The sequence below is a fragment of the Variovorax sp. FW305-3-2-15-B-LB1 genome (assembly GCF_058787635.1).
Genome location: NZ_JBYSZY010000017.1, coordinates 1 through 16659, shown reverse-complemented (window position 1 = coordinate 16659; position 16659 = coordinate 1). Strand labels below are relative to the sequence as shown.

The window sequence follows — 16659 nt, the reverse complement described above, 5'->3', positions numbered from 1 at the left end:
CGTCAGACCCGGATCAGGCCCAGGCGTCGAACACCGCGCCGCGCACGGCCTCGACCGCCGCGGAGCGCTGGCCGCCGGCCGGCGCGATCCAGCACAGCCAGGTGTGTGAGCGCCAACCGTTCCAGATCTTCAGTTCGCCCTGGCGCTCGCCCTGCTCGGCCTGGTCCAGCCGCATCAGGCCCGCGCCCATGCCGCTGGCGACCATGCTGCGGATGGCGCTCTCGCCGTCGGCGGTGACGCCCTGGCGGTAGTCGCGCCCGGCCGAGGCGAACAGCTTCTCGAGGTGCGCACGCAGGATGCACGAGGGCGGCGTGCCGACCCAGGTCAGGTCGGTGAGCTGCGCGAGCGTGAGCTCGGGGTGCGCCTGCGCCACCGCCGGCGGCAGGCCCACGGCCAGGTCGACCACGCCCAGGCGCCGCAGCTCGAAGCCTTCGAGCCGCTCGGCATCGCTGAGCACATAGGCGCAGTCGAGTTCGCCGCGCTGCACGGCCGCCAGGGTTTCGTACGACAGCCCCTGCTTGAGCTGCAGCGTGACCTGCGGATGCTGCTGCGCCAGCGTGACCAGCACGCTGCCCAGGCGCAGCGCCACCGGATCGACCACCGTGCCGAAGCGCACCACGCCCTGCGCCGCGCCGCGCAGCTGGTCGGCGGCCGACTGCATGCGCATCGCGGAGGCCAGCGTGCGCTCGGCCTCCTCGAGCAGGCGCCGGCCGGCCGCAGTGGGCGACATGCCGCGCGGCGTGCGCTCGAACAGGCGCACGCCGAGTTCGTCTTCGAGCGCCTTGAGCTGCGCGCTGGCGGCCGGGGCGCTGGTGAACACGCGTTCGGCGGCGCGGGTCAGGTTGCCCTCCTTCGCGATGGCAACGAAGGTCTTCAGTTGGTACAGCTCCATGACCGCGGATTGTGAGCGCGTGCGACGCAGTCGTCCGTTCGCTTTTTCGGAAGCCCCTGTCCAAAGAAACGAATGGCCTTCGCGGCGGCGCATCCCCATCCTCCAGGTCACGCACTCAGCGTTTCCTTGAAAGGTTTTCCCGTGTCCTCCCCTTCCTCACGCCTGCCGGGCATCGCGGCCCTGCTCTTCGCCACCGCCAGCTGGGGCAGCCTGTTCCTCGTCGGCAAGGGCGTGCTGCAGCACGTGGCGCCGGTGTGGCTCACGCTCATCCGCTACACCCTGTCGGCGCTGGTGTTCGCCGCGCTGCTGGGCCTGCGCGGCAGCGGCGGCTGGCACAAGCTGCGACAGCATGCGGTGCCGCTGGCGCTGCACGGCTTTGCGGGCTTCGGCGTGTTCAGCATCCTGCTGTTCGTCGGGCTCTCGCACTCGGTGCCCTCGCACGGCGCGGTGCTGATCGCCACCACGCCGATCACCACGCAGCTGCTGCGCTGGTGGCTCGACGGCGTGCGCCCGACGCGCACGACCTTGCTGACCGCCGCACTGGCGCTGGCCGGCGTGGCGACGGTGGCCGGGCTGCTGTCGCCCGGTGGCGCAGGCCTGTCGCACGACACGCTGTTCGGCGACGCCATCGCCTTCGTCGGCACGCTGGGCTGGGTCGTCTACACGCGCGGCGCGGCGCGCTTCCCGACGCTGGACACGGTGGACTACACCGCGCTCACGGTGCTGGCTTCGTGGCCGCTGCTGCTGGCCGTGGCGGTGGGCATGACCGTGCTGGGCGCCTCGCCCGCGCCCGACGCGCAGGGGCTGCGCCTGTCGTGGCAGGTGCTGCTGTACGTGGGGCTGGTGCCGTCGGCGCTCGCGGTGCTGGCCTTCAACCACGGCGTGCGCGCGCTCGGCGCGGTCACGGGCACGGCCTTCCTGAACTTCGTGCCGGTGTCAGCGTTGCTGATGGGCGTGGCGCTGGGCAAGCCGCCCGCGACGCACGAGATCGTTGGCGTGGCGATGGTGGTGGTGGCGCTGCTGCTGCATGTGGCGGCAACGAAGCGGGCGGCGACGCCGGTGGCCCCGGTCCGCGTGCCGGCGCCAGGTCAGCGCACCTGCGGCGTCACGCCATGAACAACGGTCAGCCCTCGGCGCGGCTGCGCCGGAAGATCGCGTAGTTGCCGTTCGCCATGCCCACGAGCACCTCGCCCACGTACAGCCGCGACTCCAGGTTGGCGACGGTGCGCCCGCGGTTGAGCAGCGTGGTCCTGCAGACGACCTGGCCCTCGAACACGGGCTTGAAGTAGTTCATCTTGATCTCGATGGTGGCGCAGATCTCGCCCGCCTCGAGCGTGGGGTACAGCGCCGTGCCCATGCCCGTGTCGGCCAGCGCATACAGCACGGCGCCGTGCACCACCTCGTGCGGGTTCAGGTGCTGCGGCGCGACGACCAGCGTCATGGTGCTGGCGCCGGCGGTGGCTTGCTCGCAGTGCAGGTCGATCAGTTCGGCGAAGGGGTGTTTCATGGCGACGGGAAATGAACGGACCGGCCGACTGTAGACCGCACGGCCGTCAGTCGCCGAGCGCGCGATAGAAGTAGGTGGTGCCGCACGGCGTGCCGTCGGGCAGCAGCGCGTAGCCGGGGATGGTGCCCACGCGCAGCCAGCCGCAGCGGGTGTACAGCCGCTCGGCCTCGGGGCTGGAGGTGTCGAGCACCAGCAGGGTCTTGCCGTGGTCGCGCGCGCGCTGTTCGGCGCCCTTCATCAGCAGCGCGCCGAGGCCGTGGCGGCGTGCGCGGCGGTGCACCAGCATCTTCGCGACCTCGCCGCGGTGCGGCTGGTTCTCGGGCTGCGCCAGCACCAGCTGCACGGTGCCGACGATGCCTGCGTCGTCCTCGGCCACGAGCAACTCGCGCTCGCCGCGCGCCACGCCGTCGGCCACGTGGCGCCAGAAGGCCCGTGCGCGTTCGGGCGTGAGCGGCTGCATGAAGCTCACCGAGGCGCCGCCGTCGACGCAGTCGATGAGCACGTCGGCCAGCGCGTTCAGCTCGGCCTCAGTGACGGAAGAAAGGGCGCGCAGGCGCGGAGTGGTGGCAGCAGTCATGGTCATTTCCGGTTGGCGTGAGAAGGCGCGCTGGTGATGACGACCGCGTAGCGCGCCGTCTCGCGGGTGGGGTTGAAGTAGCTCGTCGGCTGGTCGAGCACGAGCGCGAGGCAGTCGCCCGCTTCGAGCCGGTGTTGCTGGTCGCCGACCGCGAGTTCGATGCAGCCTTCGAGCACCCACACCTGCTGGTGGATGCGCGGCTCGCGCGCGCCGGTTTCGTAGGCCACGCGCGCGCCGGGCGGAAACAGCACCTCGACGATCTGGATCGGCGAGGCGTCGCCGCCGGCCGAGACGTTGCGGCGCAGGTAGCCCGAATGCGGATCGCGCCATTCGAGCTGGTCGGCGCGGCGCGACACCGGGCTGGCGGCCGGCGCGTCGGACTCGAACAGCGAGGCCAGCGGCACGCCCAGGCCGGTCGCGAGTTTTTCGAGCAGCACGGCCGTCGGACTGCTCTCGCCGCGCTCGATCAGAGAGATCATGGAGCGGCTGACGCCGCAGTGCGTGGCCAGGGCGTCGAGCGAGAGATCGCGCGCGGCGCGCAGGGCGCGCACACGCTGGGCGATGCGGTCGTTGAGGCTGGGGGATGACGCTGATTCTTCTTTCATATTGGATGAAATATCCAATTAAATAGAAATTCAGTCAACCCCGGGCTGAAAGCCGGCCGTCCAGTCCGCAGAGACTTGCTCGTCGAAGTGACTGTTCTTTGGAGAAATATTCATGCCGATCGCTGAAATCATCCAACACATCACCACCACCGACGCACCATGAGCGCCAACGATCCCGCCCCCCTGCCCTCGACCTTCGTCACCTTCGCCGACGGCCCGGGCGCGCCGTCCGCGCTGCGCGCCCGCATCACGGCCGCCTGCCGGCCGCCCGAATCGGAGGCACTGGCACCGCTGCTCGGGCAGGCCCGGCTGCCGGCCGGCCAGGCGGCCGAAGCCCACGCCCTGGCCCATCGCATCGCCCACCAGCTGCGCCAGCGCAAAAACGGCGGCGGCCGCTCGGGCCTGGTGCAGGGCCTGCTGCAGGAGTACGCGCTGTCGTCGCAGGAAGGCGTGGCGCTGATGTGCCTGGCCGAGGCGCTGCTGCGCATTCCCGACGCCGACACGCGCGACGCACTCATCCGCGACAAGATCGCGCAGGGCCAGTGGCAGGCGCACGCGGGGCACAGCCCGTCGGTGTTCGTCAACGCCGCCACCTGGGGCCTGCTGCTCACGGGCAAGCTGGTGGCCACGCACAGCGAGACGGGCCTGTCGGCCACGCTCACGCGGCTGATCGGCAAGGGCGGCGAGCCGCTGATCCGCAAGGGCGTGGACATGGCGATGCGCATGATGGGCGAGCAGTTCGTCACCGGCGAAACCATCGCCCAGGCGCTGGCGCATGCGCGCACGCTGGAGGCGCAGGGCTTTCGCTATTCGTACGACATGCTCGGCGAGGCCGCGCTCACGGCCGACGACGCGCGCCGCTACCGCGCCGCGTACGAAGACGCCATCCACGCCATCGGCCGCGCCTCGAACGGGCGTGGCGTGTACGGCGGGCCGGGCATCTCGATCAAGCTGTCGGCGCTGCACCCGCGCTACAGCCGCGCGCAGTACACGCGCGTGATGGCCGAGCTGTACCCGGTGCTGCGCGACCTGGCGCTGCTGGCGCTGCACTACGACATCGGCCTGAACATCGACGCCGAAGAAGCCGACCGGCTCGAGCTCTCGCTCGACCTGCTGGAGCGCCTGTGCTTCGAGCCCGCGCTGGCGGGCTGGCAGGGCATCGGTTTCGTGGTGCAGGGCTACCAGAAGCGCTGCCCCTTCGTGATCGACTGGGTGATCGACCTCGCGCGCCGCAGCGGCCACCGGCTCATGGTGCGCCTGGTGAAGGGCGCCTACTGGGACAGCGAGATCAAGCGCGCGCAGCTCGACGGGCTGGCGGGCTACCCGGTCTACACGCGCAAGGCCTACACCGACGTGTCGTACCTCGCGTGCGCGCGCCGCCTGCTCGATGCGCCCGACGCGGTGTACCCGCAGTTCGCCACGCACAACGCCCACACGCTGGCCGCGATCTACACCATGGCCGACCCGTCGCGCTACACGCCGGGCCAGTACGAGTTCCAGTGCCTGCACGGCATGGGCGAGCCGCTGTACGAGCAGGTGGTGGGCCCGCTCGGGCGGCCATGCCGCATCTACGCGCCGGTGGGCACGCACGAGACGCTGCTGGCCTACCTGGTGCGGCGGCTGCTGGAGAACGGCGCCAACACCTCGTTCGTGAACCGCATCGCCGATGCGTCGATTCCGCTCGACACGCTGGTGGAAGACCCGGTCGCGACCGTGGAGCGCATGGCTGCAGAGGAAGGCGCGATGGGCCTGCCGCACGCGGCCATTCCGCTGCCGGCCGCGCTCTACGGTGCGCAGCGCGCCAACTCGCAGGGCCTGGACCTCGCGAGCGAAACCACGTTGCATGCGCTCGCCGCCACGCTGCAAGCCAGCGCGAGCGAGCCGTGGCGCGCCACGCCGATGCTCGCCGCGCCGCGCGCCGAAGACGAAGCCAGTCGCACCTGGGCCGAGGTGCGCAACCCCGCCGACCGCCGCGACCTCGTCGGCCAGGTGCAGGATGCGGTGCCGGGCGACGTGGCCTCGGCCATTGCGCAGGCCGAAGCCGTTGCCGGCGCATGGGCCGCCACGCCGCCCGCCGAACGCGCCGCCGCGCTCGAGCGCGCCGCCGCCCTGCTCGAAGCGCAGCTGCCGCGCCTGCTCGGCCTCTTGATGCGCGAGGCCGGCAAGAGCGGCGCCAACGCCATCGCCGAGGTGCGCGAGGCGGTCGACTTCCTGCGCTACTACGCGGCGCAGGCGCGCACCGACTTCGCCAACGCCACGCACCGCCCGCTCGGGCCGGTGGTGTGCATCAGCCCATGGAACTTTCCGCTCGCGATCTTCACCGGCCAGGTGGCCGCCGCGCTCGCGGCCGGCAACCCGGTGCTGGCCAAGCCGGCCGAGCAGACGCCGCTGGTCGCCGCCGAAGCGGTGCGCGTGCTGTGGGAGGCCGGCGTGCCGCGCGCGGCGGTGCAGCTGCTGCCGGGGCGCGGCGAGACCGTCGGCGCCGCGCTGGTGGGCGACGCGCGCGTGCAGGGCGTGATGTTCACGGGCTCGACCGAGGTCGCGCGCCTGCTGCAGAAGACACTGGCTACGCGCCTCGGTGCGCACGGCGCGCCGGTGCCGCTGATCGCAGAGACCGGCGGGCAGAACGCGATGATCGTCGACTCGTCCGCGCTGGTGGAGCAGGTGGTGGCCGACGTGATGGCCTCGGCCTTCGACAGCGCCGGCCAGCGCTGCTCGGCGCTGCGCGTGCTGTGCGTGCAGGAAGAGGCGGCCGACCGTCTCGTGGCGATGCTGCAGGGCGCGATGGCCGAGAGCTGCATCGGCAACCCCGCGCGGCTCGCGGTGGACGTGGGCCCCGTCATCGACGACGAGGCGCGCGACGGCATCGAGCGCCACATCGCCGGCATGCGCGGGCGCGGCCGGCGCGTGTTTCGCCAGGGCCGCGAGTTCGGCCACGACACGCGCCACGGCACCTTCGTGCTGCCCACGCTGGTCGAGCTGGAGCACCTGGGCGAGCTGCAGCGCGAGGTGTTCGGCCCCGTGCTGCACCTGCTGCGCTACCGCCGCCGCGACCTGGGCGCGCTTATCGGCCAGATCAACGGCAGCGGCTACGGCCTCACGCTGGGCGTGCACACGCGCATCGACGAGACCATTGCGCAGGTGGTGGCGCAGGCGCAGGCGGGCAACGTCTACGTGAACCGCAACATGGTCGGCGCCGTGGTGGGCGTGCAGCCCTTCGGCGGCGAAGGGCTGTCGGGCACCGGGCCGAAGGCCGGCGGGCCGCTGTACATGGCGCGCCTGCTGTCGGCGCGGCCCGACGACGTGCTCGCGCGCGCCGTGGCCGACGACGCACCCGTCTCACCGTCGGCCGGCCTCGCGGCGCTCGAAGGCTGGGCGCGCGACACAGGCCGCGACGCGCTGGCCGCGCAGTGCCGCCGCTTCGCCGGCCTGGCGCACGTGGGCCGCGCACGCACGCTGGCCGGCCCGACCGGCGAGCGCAACGTCTACACGCTGCAGCCGCGCGAGGCCGTGCTGTGCCTCGCCGATGCGGAAGCCGACCGGCTCGTGCAGCTGGCGGCCGTGCTCTCGGTTGGCAGCACCGCCATCTGGCCCGCCGATGCGCCCGGCGCACTCGCGCTGCTGGCCGCATTGCCCGACGAGGCACGCCACGCGGTCGTGCTCGCCAACGACTGGCGCGCGCCCACCGTGGTGTTCGATGCCGTGCTGCACCACGGCGACGCCGGCCCCCTTGCCAGCGTGCTGCAGCAAGTGGCGGCGCGGCCCGGCCCCATCGTCGGCGTGCGCGGCTTCGCGCCCGGCGACACCGGCATTCCGCTCGAAAGCCTGGTGCTGGAGCGCGCGCTCAGCGTCAACACCGCCGCGGCCGGCGGCAATGCGAGCCTGATGACGATCGGGTGAACGGGCTTATTTGTCGAACGCCGGGTCGATGGGCACGCGGTAGCCGTTCACCAGCCGGTTCGTCTCGTTCGCCATGCCGACCACGGCCATCAGCTCGGCGAACATGGCCGGCGTCATGCCGGCCTTTTCCGCGCCCGCGTGGTGGCTCGCGATGCAGTAGCCGCAGTTGTTGGTGACGCTCACTGCCAGATAGATCATTTCCTTGACCACCGGGTCGAGCGCGCCCGGCGCCATCACCTCCTTGAGGCTGGCCCAGGTGCGCTTCAGCGTGGCCGGATCGTTGGCCAGGTACTTCCAGAAATTGTTGACGTCGGGCACGTTGCGCGAGGCCTTGATGTCGTCGAACACCGCGCGGACCTCGTCGGAAGCGGCGGCGTGCTCGATGGGCTGGGGTTTCATGCGATCTCCTGAAGTGTGAATGCGGGATGGAAAGCAACATTTGCTTTCGGTACCTTCACATTTATTGTGAATTAGGTCCTAGGTTCACGCGCCCTGCGGTTCATACAGTCGAAGCGTCACACATCAAGCGCGCCATCAGGCGCCATCTCAGGGAGAAGAGAGAACCATGGAACACGTCACACAGCACGTGGGGGGCGGTGCGCGCGCCGCATTCGTCTGCAAGAAGAAAACCCGAGGCATCGCGGGCGCCGTGCTCGCACTGGCCGCCGGCCTCGCAGGCCCGTCGGCCTGGGCCGATGTGAGCCTGGGCGGCACCAGCTACACCACTGGCTCGGGCGCGGTCTGCAGCTCGGGCGGCGCCGGTCCCACATGGGCCTGCCAGGTGCCCAACGGCAGCGGCGGCTTCGCGCTCATCACCGGTGTGCCGACCGACCCCGTGAACGGCGGCCCCGATGCCGCGGCCTTGCAAGGCATGGTGAGCGGCAACCTCGGCGGCGAGGCGCTGCTGCTCGGCGGCACGGCCGCCAAGGCCACCGGCTTCGGCAGCGTGGCAGCGGGCTCCGACGCACGCGCCACCGAAACCTACGCCACCGCCATCGGCTCCACCACCGTGGCCGCGGGCGTCAGCAGCACGGCCGTGGGCAACGTGGCCCAGGCCTTCGGCACCAACGCCACCGCCATCGGCGCCAATAGCACGGCCGTGGCCACCAGCAGCGTCGCAGTGGGCGACCGCGCCACCGCGAGCGACATCAATTCGACCGCGCTCGGCGCCAACACGCAGGCGCGCAAGAAGAGCAGCCTCGCGGCCGGCGACAAGGCGATCGCCGACGGCATCAACGCCGCCGCGCTGGGCGCGAACACGCAGGCGCTGGCCGACAGCGCCGTGGCCGTGGGCGACCGCGCCACCGCGGGCGCCGAATCGGCCGTGGCCGTGGGCCGCCAGAGCACGGCCTCGGCCGCCTCCGCCGTGGCCATCGGCACGGGCGCGACGGCGAGCGCCGTCAACGGCGTGGCACTCGGCGCCGGCGCCGTCGCCGACCGCGCGGGCATGAACGGCCAGCAGGAGCGCTTCTCGAACATCGCCGTGGGCTCCACGCAGGGCGCGGTCTCGGTCGGCAGCGCGGGTGGCGAACGGCAGATCACAAACGTGGCGGGCGGCACGCAGGCCACCGACGCGGTCAACGTGCGCCAGCTGCAGGCGGTGCAGGCCGGCGCGGTCAACTACGTGACCAACGTGGACGGCAGCGTGAACCACAACCAGATCGTGCTGGGCAACGGACAGGCGCCCAACGGCACCACCGTGTCCAACGTGGCGCCCGGCGTGGCCGGCACCGACGCCGTGAACGTCAACCAGCTGAACGCACAGAGCGCGCAGTGGCGCGACGCCATCCGCGTGAACCAGCGCGACGCCAACGCCGGCACCGCCGGTGCGATGGCCATGGCCGGCATGCCGCAGGCCTACATGCCGGGCAAGAACATGATCGCGGCCGGCATCGCCGGCTACGAGGGCCAGAGCGCGCTCGCGGTCGGCTTCTCGAGCATCTCGGACAACGGCAAGTGGGTGATGAAGTTCACCGGCTCGGCCAACTCGCGCGGCAACGTCGGCGTCTCGGCCGGCGCGGGCTACCAGTGGTGAGCCGCATGAACCACAGCACCGCCATCGCTCCAGGCCCCACGCATTCTTCCTTCATGACACGCACCTTTTTTCTGCCCACCGCCGCGCTGCTGGCCTTGCTCACGCTCGCCGGCTGCACCTCGTACGTGAGCCGCGGCATCGACAGCGACGGCAAGGCCACCGAACTCGTCTGGCCCGGCGCTGATCAACAGCAAACGTGGCAGACCGAAGGCAGCTTTCCGAACCGCGAGAACCTGCGCGCCATCGGCCCCGGTGCGACCAAGGACCAGCTCTACGCGCTCATCGGCCGCCCGCACTTCGACGAAGGCATGGCCGCCGTGCGCGAGTGGGACTACGTCTTTCACTTCCGCTCGGGCGGCGGTGCGACGAGCTGCCGCTACAAGGTGATCTTCGACACGGCCTACAAGGCGCGCAGCTTCCACTGGAACCCGGCGATCTGCGCCGAGCTGGCCAAGGGCTGATCAGCCGCCCTGCGGCGGCTCCGGCCGCCGCCACAGCCACGCCAGCACGACCGCCATCGAGCCGATGGCGACGCCCGCGAGCCACGGCTTGCGCGCCGTCAACACGATGACGACTGCGCAGAACGCCATCGCCGCGGTGGCGCTCCACTTGGCGCGCCGGCTCACGGTGCGGCCGTTCTCCCAGTTGCGCAGCAGCGGACCGAAGAGCCGGTGGTTCAGCAGCCAGCGGTGCAGCCGCGGCGAGCTGCGCGCCGCGGCCCAGGCGGCCATCAGCACGAAGACCGTGGTCGGCATGCCCGGCGCGACCACGCCGATGGCGGCCAGCACCAGGCACAGCGCGGCAAAGACCATCAGCAGCCAGCGCACGACCAGCGGCAACGGCCGGGGCTCCACGGCAGCGGGCGGGTTCTGGGGGTCTTCGGCGGGGGTCACGGGCCGATTGTCTTTCTTTCTCTTTCACCGCACCGACGCGCTTGATTCAGATCAACCGCGCGCCGCTTTCGGCTGCCGATACTGGACTTTTACATCCACCTGCAAAGTTCTGAAGACCATGGCCCACCTTGTATGGAAGACCGAGCTCAATACGGGGATCCATGAGATCGACACGCAGCACCAGCGCATCGTGCAGTACATCAATGCGCTGGACGATGCCCGCCGCACGAACGACCGCCAGGTCGTGGGCCGGATCATCGAAGAGACCATCGACTACACCGCCTCGCACTTCGCGTTCGAGGAGGCCATGATCGAGGACGCGGGCTACCCCTTCACCGGCCCGCACCGGAAGGTGCACGAGATCTTCGTGCGCCGCGTCACCGAATTCCGCGCGCGCTTCGAGCACGGCGAAGAGGTGCTGGCGGAGCTGCACGACATGCTCTCGCGCTGGCTGTTCAATCACATCCGCCATGAAGACGGCGCGTACGTGCCGACCGTGAAAGCGCACCTGCACACGACGGATTCTTCAGCGGAAGTGCTGGTGCACGCGCAGGTGCGCAAGGCGGTGCAGCAAGGCGGCGCCGCGGGGCAGGTCAAGATGGGCTGGATGCGGCGGCTGTTCGGCGGGTGACGCGGCTCTGACGCCGCGCCACCGCAGCGTCACTCCTCCACGAAGGCCTCTTCGCGCTTGGCCTTCACCGAAGGCAGCAGCACCACGATGAGCAGCAGCACCGCCGCGGCCAGCAGCCCCGCCGACAGCGGGCGCATGACGAACACGCTCCAGTCGCCGCGCGACAGCAGCAGCGCGCGGCGCAGGTTCTCTTCCATCATCGGCCCGAGGATGAAGCCCAGCAGCAGCGGCGCGGGCTCGCACTTGAGCTTGAGGAACAGGTAGCCCACGATGCCGAAGATCGCGACCATCCACACGTCGAAGGTGTTGTTGTTCTCGGAGTACACGCCCACCGCGCAGAACAGCACGATCGACGGAAAGAGCCACTTGTAGGGAATGGTCAGCAGCTTGATCCAGATGCCGATCATCGGCAGGTTCAGCACGATGAGCATCAGGTTGCCGATCCACATCGAGGCGATGAGGCCCCAGAAGAGTTCGGGGTTGCTGGTCATCACCTGCGGACCCGGCTGGATGTTGTGGATCGTCATCGCGCCGACCATCAGCGCCATCACGGCATTGGGCGGAATGCCCAGCGTCAAGAGCGGAATGAACGAGGTCTGCGCACCGGCGTTGTTGGCCGACTCCGGCCCCGCCACGCCGCGGATGTTGCCCTTGCCGAAAGGCACCTCGCCCTGCTTGAGCTTGATGCGCTTCTCGATGGTGTAGGCCGCGAAGGCCGACAGCAGCGCGCCGCCACCCGGCAGGATGCCCAGGGCCGAGCCCAGCGCGGTGCCGCGCAGCACGGCGGGCGTCATGCGCCGGAAGTCTTCCTTGGTGGGCCACAGGCCCTTGACCTTGGCGGTGAACACCTCGCGCTCATGCTCGGGCACGGCCAGGTTGGCGATGATCTCGCCGTAGCCGAACACGCCCATCGCGATCGCGATGAAGCCGATGCCGTCGGTGAGCTCGGGAATGTCGAAGCTGTAGCGCGCCACGCCCGAGTTCACGTCGGTGCCCACGAGGCCCAGTGCCAGTCCGAGCAGGATCATCGTGATCGCCTTGAGCAGCGAACCCGAGGCCAGCACCACGGCGCCGATCAGGCCCAGGATCATCAGCGAGAAGTATTCGGCGGGGCCGAACTTGAAGGCCAGCTCGGTCAGCGGCGGTGCGAAGGCGGCCAGGATGAGCGTGCCCACGCAACCCGCGAAGAACGAGCCCAGGCCCGCCGCAGCGAGCGCTGGTCCGGCCCTCCCCTTGCGCGCCATCTGGTAGCCGTCGATCACGGTCACCACCGACGACGATTCGCCCGGCAGGTTCACCAGGATCGCGGTGGTCGAGCCGCCGTATTGCGCGCCGTAGTAGATGCCGGCCAGCATGATCAGCGCCGACACGGGCGGCAGCGCGTAGGTGGCGGGCAGCAGCATCGCGATGGTCGCGACCGGGCCGATGCCCGGGAGCACGCCGATCAGCGTGCCCAGCAGGCAGCCGACGAAGGCATAGACAAGGTTCTGCGCGGTGAAGGCCACGCCGAAGCCGATCGAGAGGTTGGTAATCAGGTCCATTGTTCTCTTGGATTTCTTGTTGTTCTGCGCGGGTCAGCCGGCGATGAAGGTGGGCCACACCTGGAACTGCAGCTTCAGCGCCACCACGAAGGCCAGGTAGCTGCCGAGCGCGAGCACGGTCGCCAGAAGGGTCACGCCCTTCCAGCCGAAGCTGTCGCCCGCCAGGCTCGCGATGAAGGTCAGCGCATAGATCGCGACGATGAGCCCCATCGACGGCAAGCCGATGCTCGGCAGGCCGCCGAGCAGCACGCCGAACACCAGGTTGGCGCCGATGATGAACAGCAGCGGCTTCCATGCGATGCGGCCCACGGGTTCGCCGTCGGCGGTCTCGACCGTGAGGGCCTTGAACGTGATCAGCACGCCCATGCACGCGATGAGGATGCCCACGATGAGCGGAAAGTAGCCGGGGCCCATGCGGGCGCCGGTGCCCACGTTGTGGGTCGTGGCGCCCCATGCGAAGGCCACGCCGAAGGCGCTGAAAAGCACGCCCGAGCAGAAGTCTCTCTGACTCTTGATTCTCACCGTTGATGTCTCCTGGAACTGCGTTGATCGGCACAGGATGTGCGTCAGCGATCCTAGGAATTCAGCGCCGCGGTGTGTATGAACAAAGCATTGCCATTCGGCAATGTTCGAGGCGCGACGAGGCGAAGAAGGCGTCGCTCAGCCGTCCGCCGCCGGCAGGTCGATGCAGGCGCGCAGGCCCGGACAGGCATCGCCGAACTGCAGGCGCCCGCCATGCAGCGCCACCACCGCCTGCACGCTCGCGAGCCCCAGGCCGTGGCCCGGCGTGCTGTGGTCCAGCCGATGGAAGCGCACGCCCAGGCGCTCGTACTCGGCGCTCGGAATGCCGGGGCCGTCGTCCTGCACGAACAGCTGCGCGCGCCCGTCGACCGTGTGCGTGCCGATGCGCACGGTGGCGCCGGCCCCGCCGTACTTCAGCGCGTTGTCGAGCAGGTTGGCCGCCGCGCCCGCGAGCAGGTCGCGATCGCCCAGCGCGATGGCGCGGTCGGCGGGCTCGCGCAGCAGCGCGATGCCCCGCACCTCGGCCACCGCCTCGTACAGCTCCGCCACGTCGTCGGCGATGACGTGCAGCGCCACCGGCGCGAACTGCTGGCGCCGCGCGCCGGCCTCGACCTCGGCGATCTGCAGCAGCTTCTCGAACATCACCGCCAGCTCCTCGAGCTCGCGGATGGCGGTAGCCACGGGCTCGCGCTGCGGATGGTGGGCGTCGCCGAGCCCTGCCTCCACCGCACGCAGGCGCACCAACACGCGCGTGAGCGGCGTGCGCAGGTCGTGCGCGATGGTGTTGGACACATGGCGCACGCCGTCCATCAGCGACTGGATGCGGTCGAGCATCGCGTTGATGTCGCCTTCCAGCAGCGCGAACTCGTCCTCCTGGCCCGAAGGCACCACGCGCTCCTGCAGCTCGCCCGCCGCGATGCGCGCGGCCGTGCGCCGCACCGCGCCCACGCTGCGCTCCAGCTCCTGGCGGAAGACGAAGGTGCCGCCGATGAGCAGCAACACCGCCACGATGCCCGCCGCCGCGCTGGCGCTGGCCACCAATGATTCGATCGACTCCTGATCACGCAGGTCGTGCCCCACCACGAGCATGCCGCCGTCGGGCAGCGGGCGCATCACGAGGTAGGCGATGACGGTCTGGCCCGCGCGCACCACGCGGCGGTGCACGCCGTCGCCCGCGTCGGGTGCCAGCGAGGGCATCTGGTCGAGGTTGCCCGCGCGCTTGCGGCCCTCGCGGTCGGTGAGCAGGTAGATCTCGTTGTCGGAGTTGCGGCCGTCGGAAAGCGCATGGGCGATCTCGCCCGCCACGCCCTCGGCGCCGCGCGCTTCGTAGCGCACCACCAGCTGCTGCATGCTGGCGGCCACCTGCCGCACCATGCGTTGCTGCAGCACGCCCACGGTCTGCATGTAGACGATGGCCAGCGCGGCCAGCATGGTGATCGCGACGAGCAGCCCGTAGTAGAAGGCGAGCCGGAAGCCGACCGAGCGCCACAGCTGGCGCAGGGCCCGGGTCATTGCGGCGCGGCCAGCGTGTAGCCCACGCCGCGCACGGTGTGGATCAGCGTCGGCGCGCCGCCCGCATCGAGCTTGCCGCGCAGGCGGCTCACCTGCACGTCGATCACGTTGGTCTGCGGGTCGAACTGGTAGTCCCACACGGCTTCGAGCAGCATGGTGCGCGTGACCACCTGCCCCGGATGCATCATGAGATAGGCCAGCAGCCTGAACTCGCGCGGCTGCAGCGCGATGGGCCGGCCGCCGCGCTCCACGTGGCGGCGCGCCAGGTCGAGCGTGAGGTCGGCCAGCTGCAGCGTGCGGATCTCGGGCCCGCTGCGCGAGCGCCGCACCAGCGCCTCGGCGCGCGCCGCGAGTTCGGAAAAGGCGAAGGGCTTGGCCAGGTAGTCGTCGCCGCCGGCCTTGAGCCCGCGCACGCGCTCGTCGAGCGCGCTCAATGCGCTGAGCACCAGCACCGGCGTCTTCTTGCCGAGGGCGCGCATCGTGGTGAGGATCGACAGGCCATCCACGTCGTTGGGCAGCATGCGGTCGAGGATGACCAGGTCCCACGTCTCGCCCGTCGCGCGCGCGAACGCATCCGCGCCGTCGCGGCTGATCACCGCCACATGGCCGAGCGAACGGAAGCCTTCGGCGATGTAGCGCGCGTTGTCGGCATCGTCCTCGACGATGAGGCAGTTCCAGATGACGGTGGGGCCGAGCACGTCAGTCGGTGCGGCCACGGCAAGAAATACCCATGGATGGCTGTGCGGTTGTGCTCACGTTGCGCCCCCTGGGACGCGGGGGCCTGCAATGCAAATGCTAGCCCAGGTGGAAACGGGAAAGGCCTGCGCTTCATTACCGTTTGTCCATGAAGGCTTTTTCCCGCCATGAATGCCCAAGACAGCGTGCCTGCGAGAGGCCACGCATTGCATCTTGAAATCCAGGTCTTCCGGAGTGATTGAAGCGGCAGGCGTTCTCCCCTTGAAAGCAGGAGCGCATTCACAAGGTCATGTAGCGCCCGGGCTTGTGATTGAGCATGACCATCAGATTCAGAACGACCGCACCCACCACCGACCACAGCACGTGGACCGGGTCGATCACCATGAATGCTGTCAGCAAGACGGCACAGTCGACGGCCATCAGTACATGGCCGGCCCGCCAGCCACGCCGGTTCTGCAGGTACACGGCCAGCACACTGAACCCACCCACACTGGCCGCATGCCGGAAAAGCGCCAGCAGTCCCATGCCGACAAGCACACCGCCAGCCAGGCTGGCAAAGGCAGGATGCACCGACTGGAGGCCATACATCTGTCGTGCATTGGCTGTGAGCACCGAGATGAGCCCAACTGCTGCCAAGGTCTTGATCGCGAACACTTTTCCCAGCCGGGCAAACGCGAGCAAGTAGAAGGGCAGGTTCATCAAGAAGAACGACTTCCCTATCTCCCAGCCGAAGGCATAGTGAGCGAGAAAGACCACCCCAGAAATGCCGCTGGTGAGCAGGCTTGCACTGCTCAGCAAGGACAGCCCCAGCGATATGAGCAGTGCACCGACCCCCAGGGCGACCAGGTCCTCGAAGGTCGAGTGCGGCTGCGCCATGCGCCCTACCGCCATACGGCTGCAAACGCTCTCGGCAAGACGCTGGAAAGGGCACCGACTGCATGAGTGTCGCGTCCACCCCAAGAGACCGGTCGTGCGGCGAAGATCAACGTCCTGCTCCCTTGCCGTGATCCGGCATGTTCGAAGATGCGATGCGGTGGTGGTGCCGAGGCCGACGCATGTCGGTGTCATGCGGATGTGACACGCATGCGCTCATGCCATCGGCGACGGCAGGGAATCAGACCTTCGTGAGCCAGTGGGCGTACTTGGGATTCTTGCCGTTCACGATGTCGAAGAAGGCCGACTGGATCTTCTCGGTGACCGGGCCGCGCGCGCCGCCGTCGCCACGGTTGCCGATCTCGATGCGGTCGAGTTCGCGGATGGGCGTCACTTCGGCGGCGGTGCCGGTGAAGAAGGCCTCGTCGGCCACGTACACCTCGTCGCGCGTGATGCGCTTTTGCACGAGTTCGAT

Annotated in this window: 16 protein-coding genes and 1 pseudogene; 5 read left to right on the top strand and 12 right to left on the bottom strand. The window is 69.8% G+C overall.

The features are described 5' to 3' along the window. Positions 1-13: 13 nt before the first annotated feature. A complete protein-coding gene (locus AC3WQR_RS13125) occupies positions 14-892 on the bottom strand; it encodes a LysR family transcriptional regulator (protein WP_492742319.1) in 879 nt (292 codons plus the stop codon). A gap of 141 nt (positions 893-1033) precedes the next feature. On the opposite strand from AC3WQR_RS13125, the gene AC3WQR_RS13120 reads away from it, so the two are divergent. Further along, entirely contained in the window at positions 1034-2008 is a 975-nt protein-coding gene (locus tag AC3WQR_RS13120; RefSeq protein ID WP_492742318.1) for a DMT family transporter, read from the top strand. Positions 2009-2015: 7 nt separating this feature from the next. Here the strand turns inward: AC3WQR_RS13120 and AC3WQR_RS13115 are convergent, their stop codons facing one another. Genes AC3WQR_RS13115 through AC3WQR_RS13105 form a run of 3 tightly spaced genes read right to left on the bottom strand, consistent with a single transcriptional unit; the run spans position 2016 to position 3581 of the window. After that, the gene (locus AC3WQR_RS13115) at positions 2016-2399 is read right to left on the bottom strand and encodes a PaaI family thioesterase (protein WP_095743667.1); all 384 of its coding nucleotides are present in this window, start codon (positions 2397-2399) and stop codon (positions 2016-2018) included. Between the two features lie 46 nt (positions 2400-2445). Beyond that, complete coding sequence (locus AC3WQR_RS13110) at positions 2446-2976, bottom strand: GNAT family N-acetyltransferase (RefSeq protein ID WP_492742317.1); 531 nt, start codon at positions 2974-2976, stop codon at positions 2446-2448. A gap of 2 nt (positions 2977-2978) precedes the next feature. After that, entirely contained in the window at positions 2979-3581 is a 603-nt protein-coding gene (locus AC3WQR_RS13105; RefSeq protein ID WP_492742316.1) for a helix-turn-helix domain-containing protein, read from the bottom strand. 159 nt (positions 3582-3740) lie between these two features. Here AC3WQR_RS13105 and putA point away from each other — a divergent pair, with 159 nt between their 5' ends. Next, positions 3741-7481 carry a trifunctional transcriptional regulator/proline dehydrogenase/L-glutamate gamma-semialdehyde dehydrogenase gene (putA, locus tag AC3WQR_RS13100; protein WP_492742315.1) on the top strand — a complete coding sequence of 1247 codons (3741 nt, stop codon included), beginning with the start codon at positions 3741-3743 and terminating at the stop codon, positions 7479-7481. 6 nt (positions 7482-7487) lie between these two features. Here putA and AC3WQR_RS13095 read toward each other — a convergent pair whose 3' ends face one another. Beyond that, positions 7488-7880: a carboxymuconolactone decarboxylase family protein gene (locus tag AC3WQR_RS13095; protein WP_062481171.1), complete on the bottom strand. Its 393-nt coding sequence runs from the start codon at positions 7878-7880 to the stop codon at positions 7488-7490. A gap of 166 nt (positions 7881-8046) precedes the next feature. Here AC3WQR_RS13095 and AC3WQR_RS13090 point away from each other — a divergent pair, with 166 nt between their 5' ends. Continuing rightward, positions 8047-9516 carry a YadA family autotransporter adhesin gene (locus tag AC3WQR_RS13090; RefSeq protein ID WP_492742314.1) on the top strand — a complete coding sequence of 490 codons (1470 nt, stop codon included), beginning with the start codon at positions 8047-8049 and terminating at the stop codon, positions 9514-9516. Positions 9517-9569: 53 nt separating this feature from the next. Then, entirely contained in the window at positions 9570-9977 is a 408-nt protein-coding gene (locus AC3WQR_RS13085) for an outer membrane protein assembly factor BamE (RefSeq protein ID WP_062481176.1), read from the top strand. Here AC3WQR_RS13085 and AC3WQR_RS13080 read toward each other — a convergent pair whose 3' ends face one another. Further along, on the bottom strand, positions 9978-10409 hold the full coding sequence (locus tag AC3WQR_RS13080) for a YbaN family protein (protein ID WP_492742313.1): 432 nt from the start codon (positions 10407-10409) through the stop codon (positions 9978-9980). A 118-nt stretch (positions 10410-10527) separates the two neighbouring features. On the opposite strand from AC3WQR_RS13080, the gene AC3WQR_RS13075 reads away from it, so the two are divergent. Next, complete coding sequence (locus tag AC3WQR_RS13075) at positions 10528-11040, top strand: bacteriohemerythrin (RefSeq protein ID WP_070060061.1); 513 nt, start codon at positions 10528-10530, stop codon at positions 11038-11040. 29 nt (positions 11041-11069) lie between these two features. Here the strand turns inward: AC3WQR_RS13075 and AC3WQR_RS13070 are convergent, their stop codons facing one another. The 6 genes and pseudogenes from AC3WQR_RS13070 to AC3WQR_RS13045 form a co-directional block, all read right to left on the bottom strand. After that, positions 11070-12581 carry a tripartite tricarboxylate transporter permease gene (locus AC3WQR_RS13070; RefSeq protein WP_492742312.1) on the bottom strand — a complete coding sequence of 504 codons (1512 nt, stop codon included), beginning with the start codon at positions 12579-12581 and terminating at the stop codon, positions 11070-11072. Between the two features lie 33 nt (positions 12582-12614). After that, positions 12615-13103 carry a tripartite tricarboxylate transporter TctB family protein gene (locus tag AC3WQR_RS13065; RefSeq protein ID WP_492742311.1) on the bottom strand — a complete coding sequence of 163 codons (489 nt, stop codon included), beginning with the start codon at positions 13101-13103 and terminating at the stop codon, positions 12615-12617. 138 nt (positions 13104-13241) lie between these two features. Next, positions 13242-14615 carry a sensor histidine kinase gene (locus AC3WQR_RS13060; protein ID WP_492742310.1) on the bottom strand — a complete coding sequence of 458 codons (1374 nt, stop codon included), beginning with the start codon at positions 14613-14615 and terminating at the stop codon, positions 13242-13244. Further along, positions 14612-15295 carry a response regulator transcription factor gene (locus AC3WQR_RS13055; RefSeq protein ID WP_159274070.1) on the bottom strand — a complete coding sequence of 228 codons (684 nt, stop codon included), beginning with the start codon at positions 15293-15295 and terminating at the stop codon, positions 14612-14614. Before AC3WQR_RS13055 ends, AC3WQR_RS13060 begins: the two co-directional genes overlap by 4 nt. 295 nt (positions 15296-15590) lie before the next feature. Further along, positions 15591-16187 (bottom strand): YitT family protein, encoded by a 597-nt coding sequence (locus AC3WQR_RS13050; RefSeq protein WP_492742309.1) that lies wholly within the window; start codon positions 16185-16187, stop codon positions 15591-15593. A gap of 238 nt (positions 16188-16425) precedes the next feature. Continuing rightward, a pseudogene (locus AC3WQR_RS13045) lies at positions 16426-16659 on the bottom strand (branched chain amino acid aminotransferase); the annotation flags it as partial.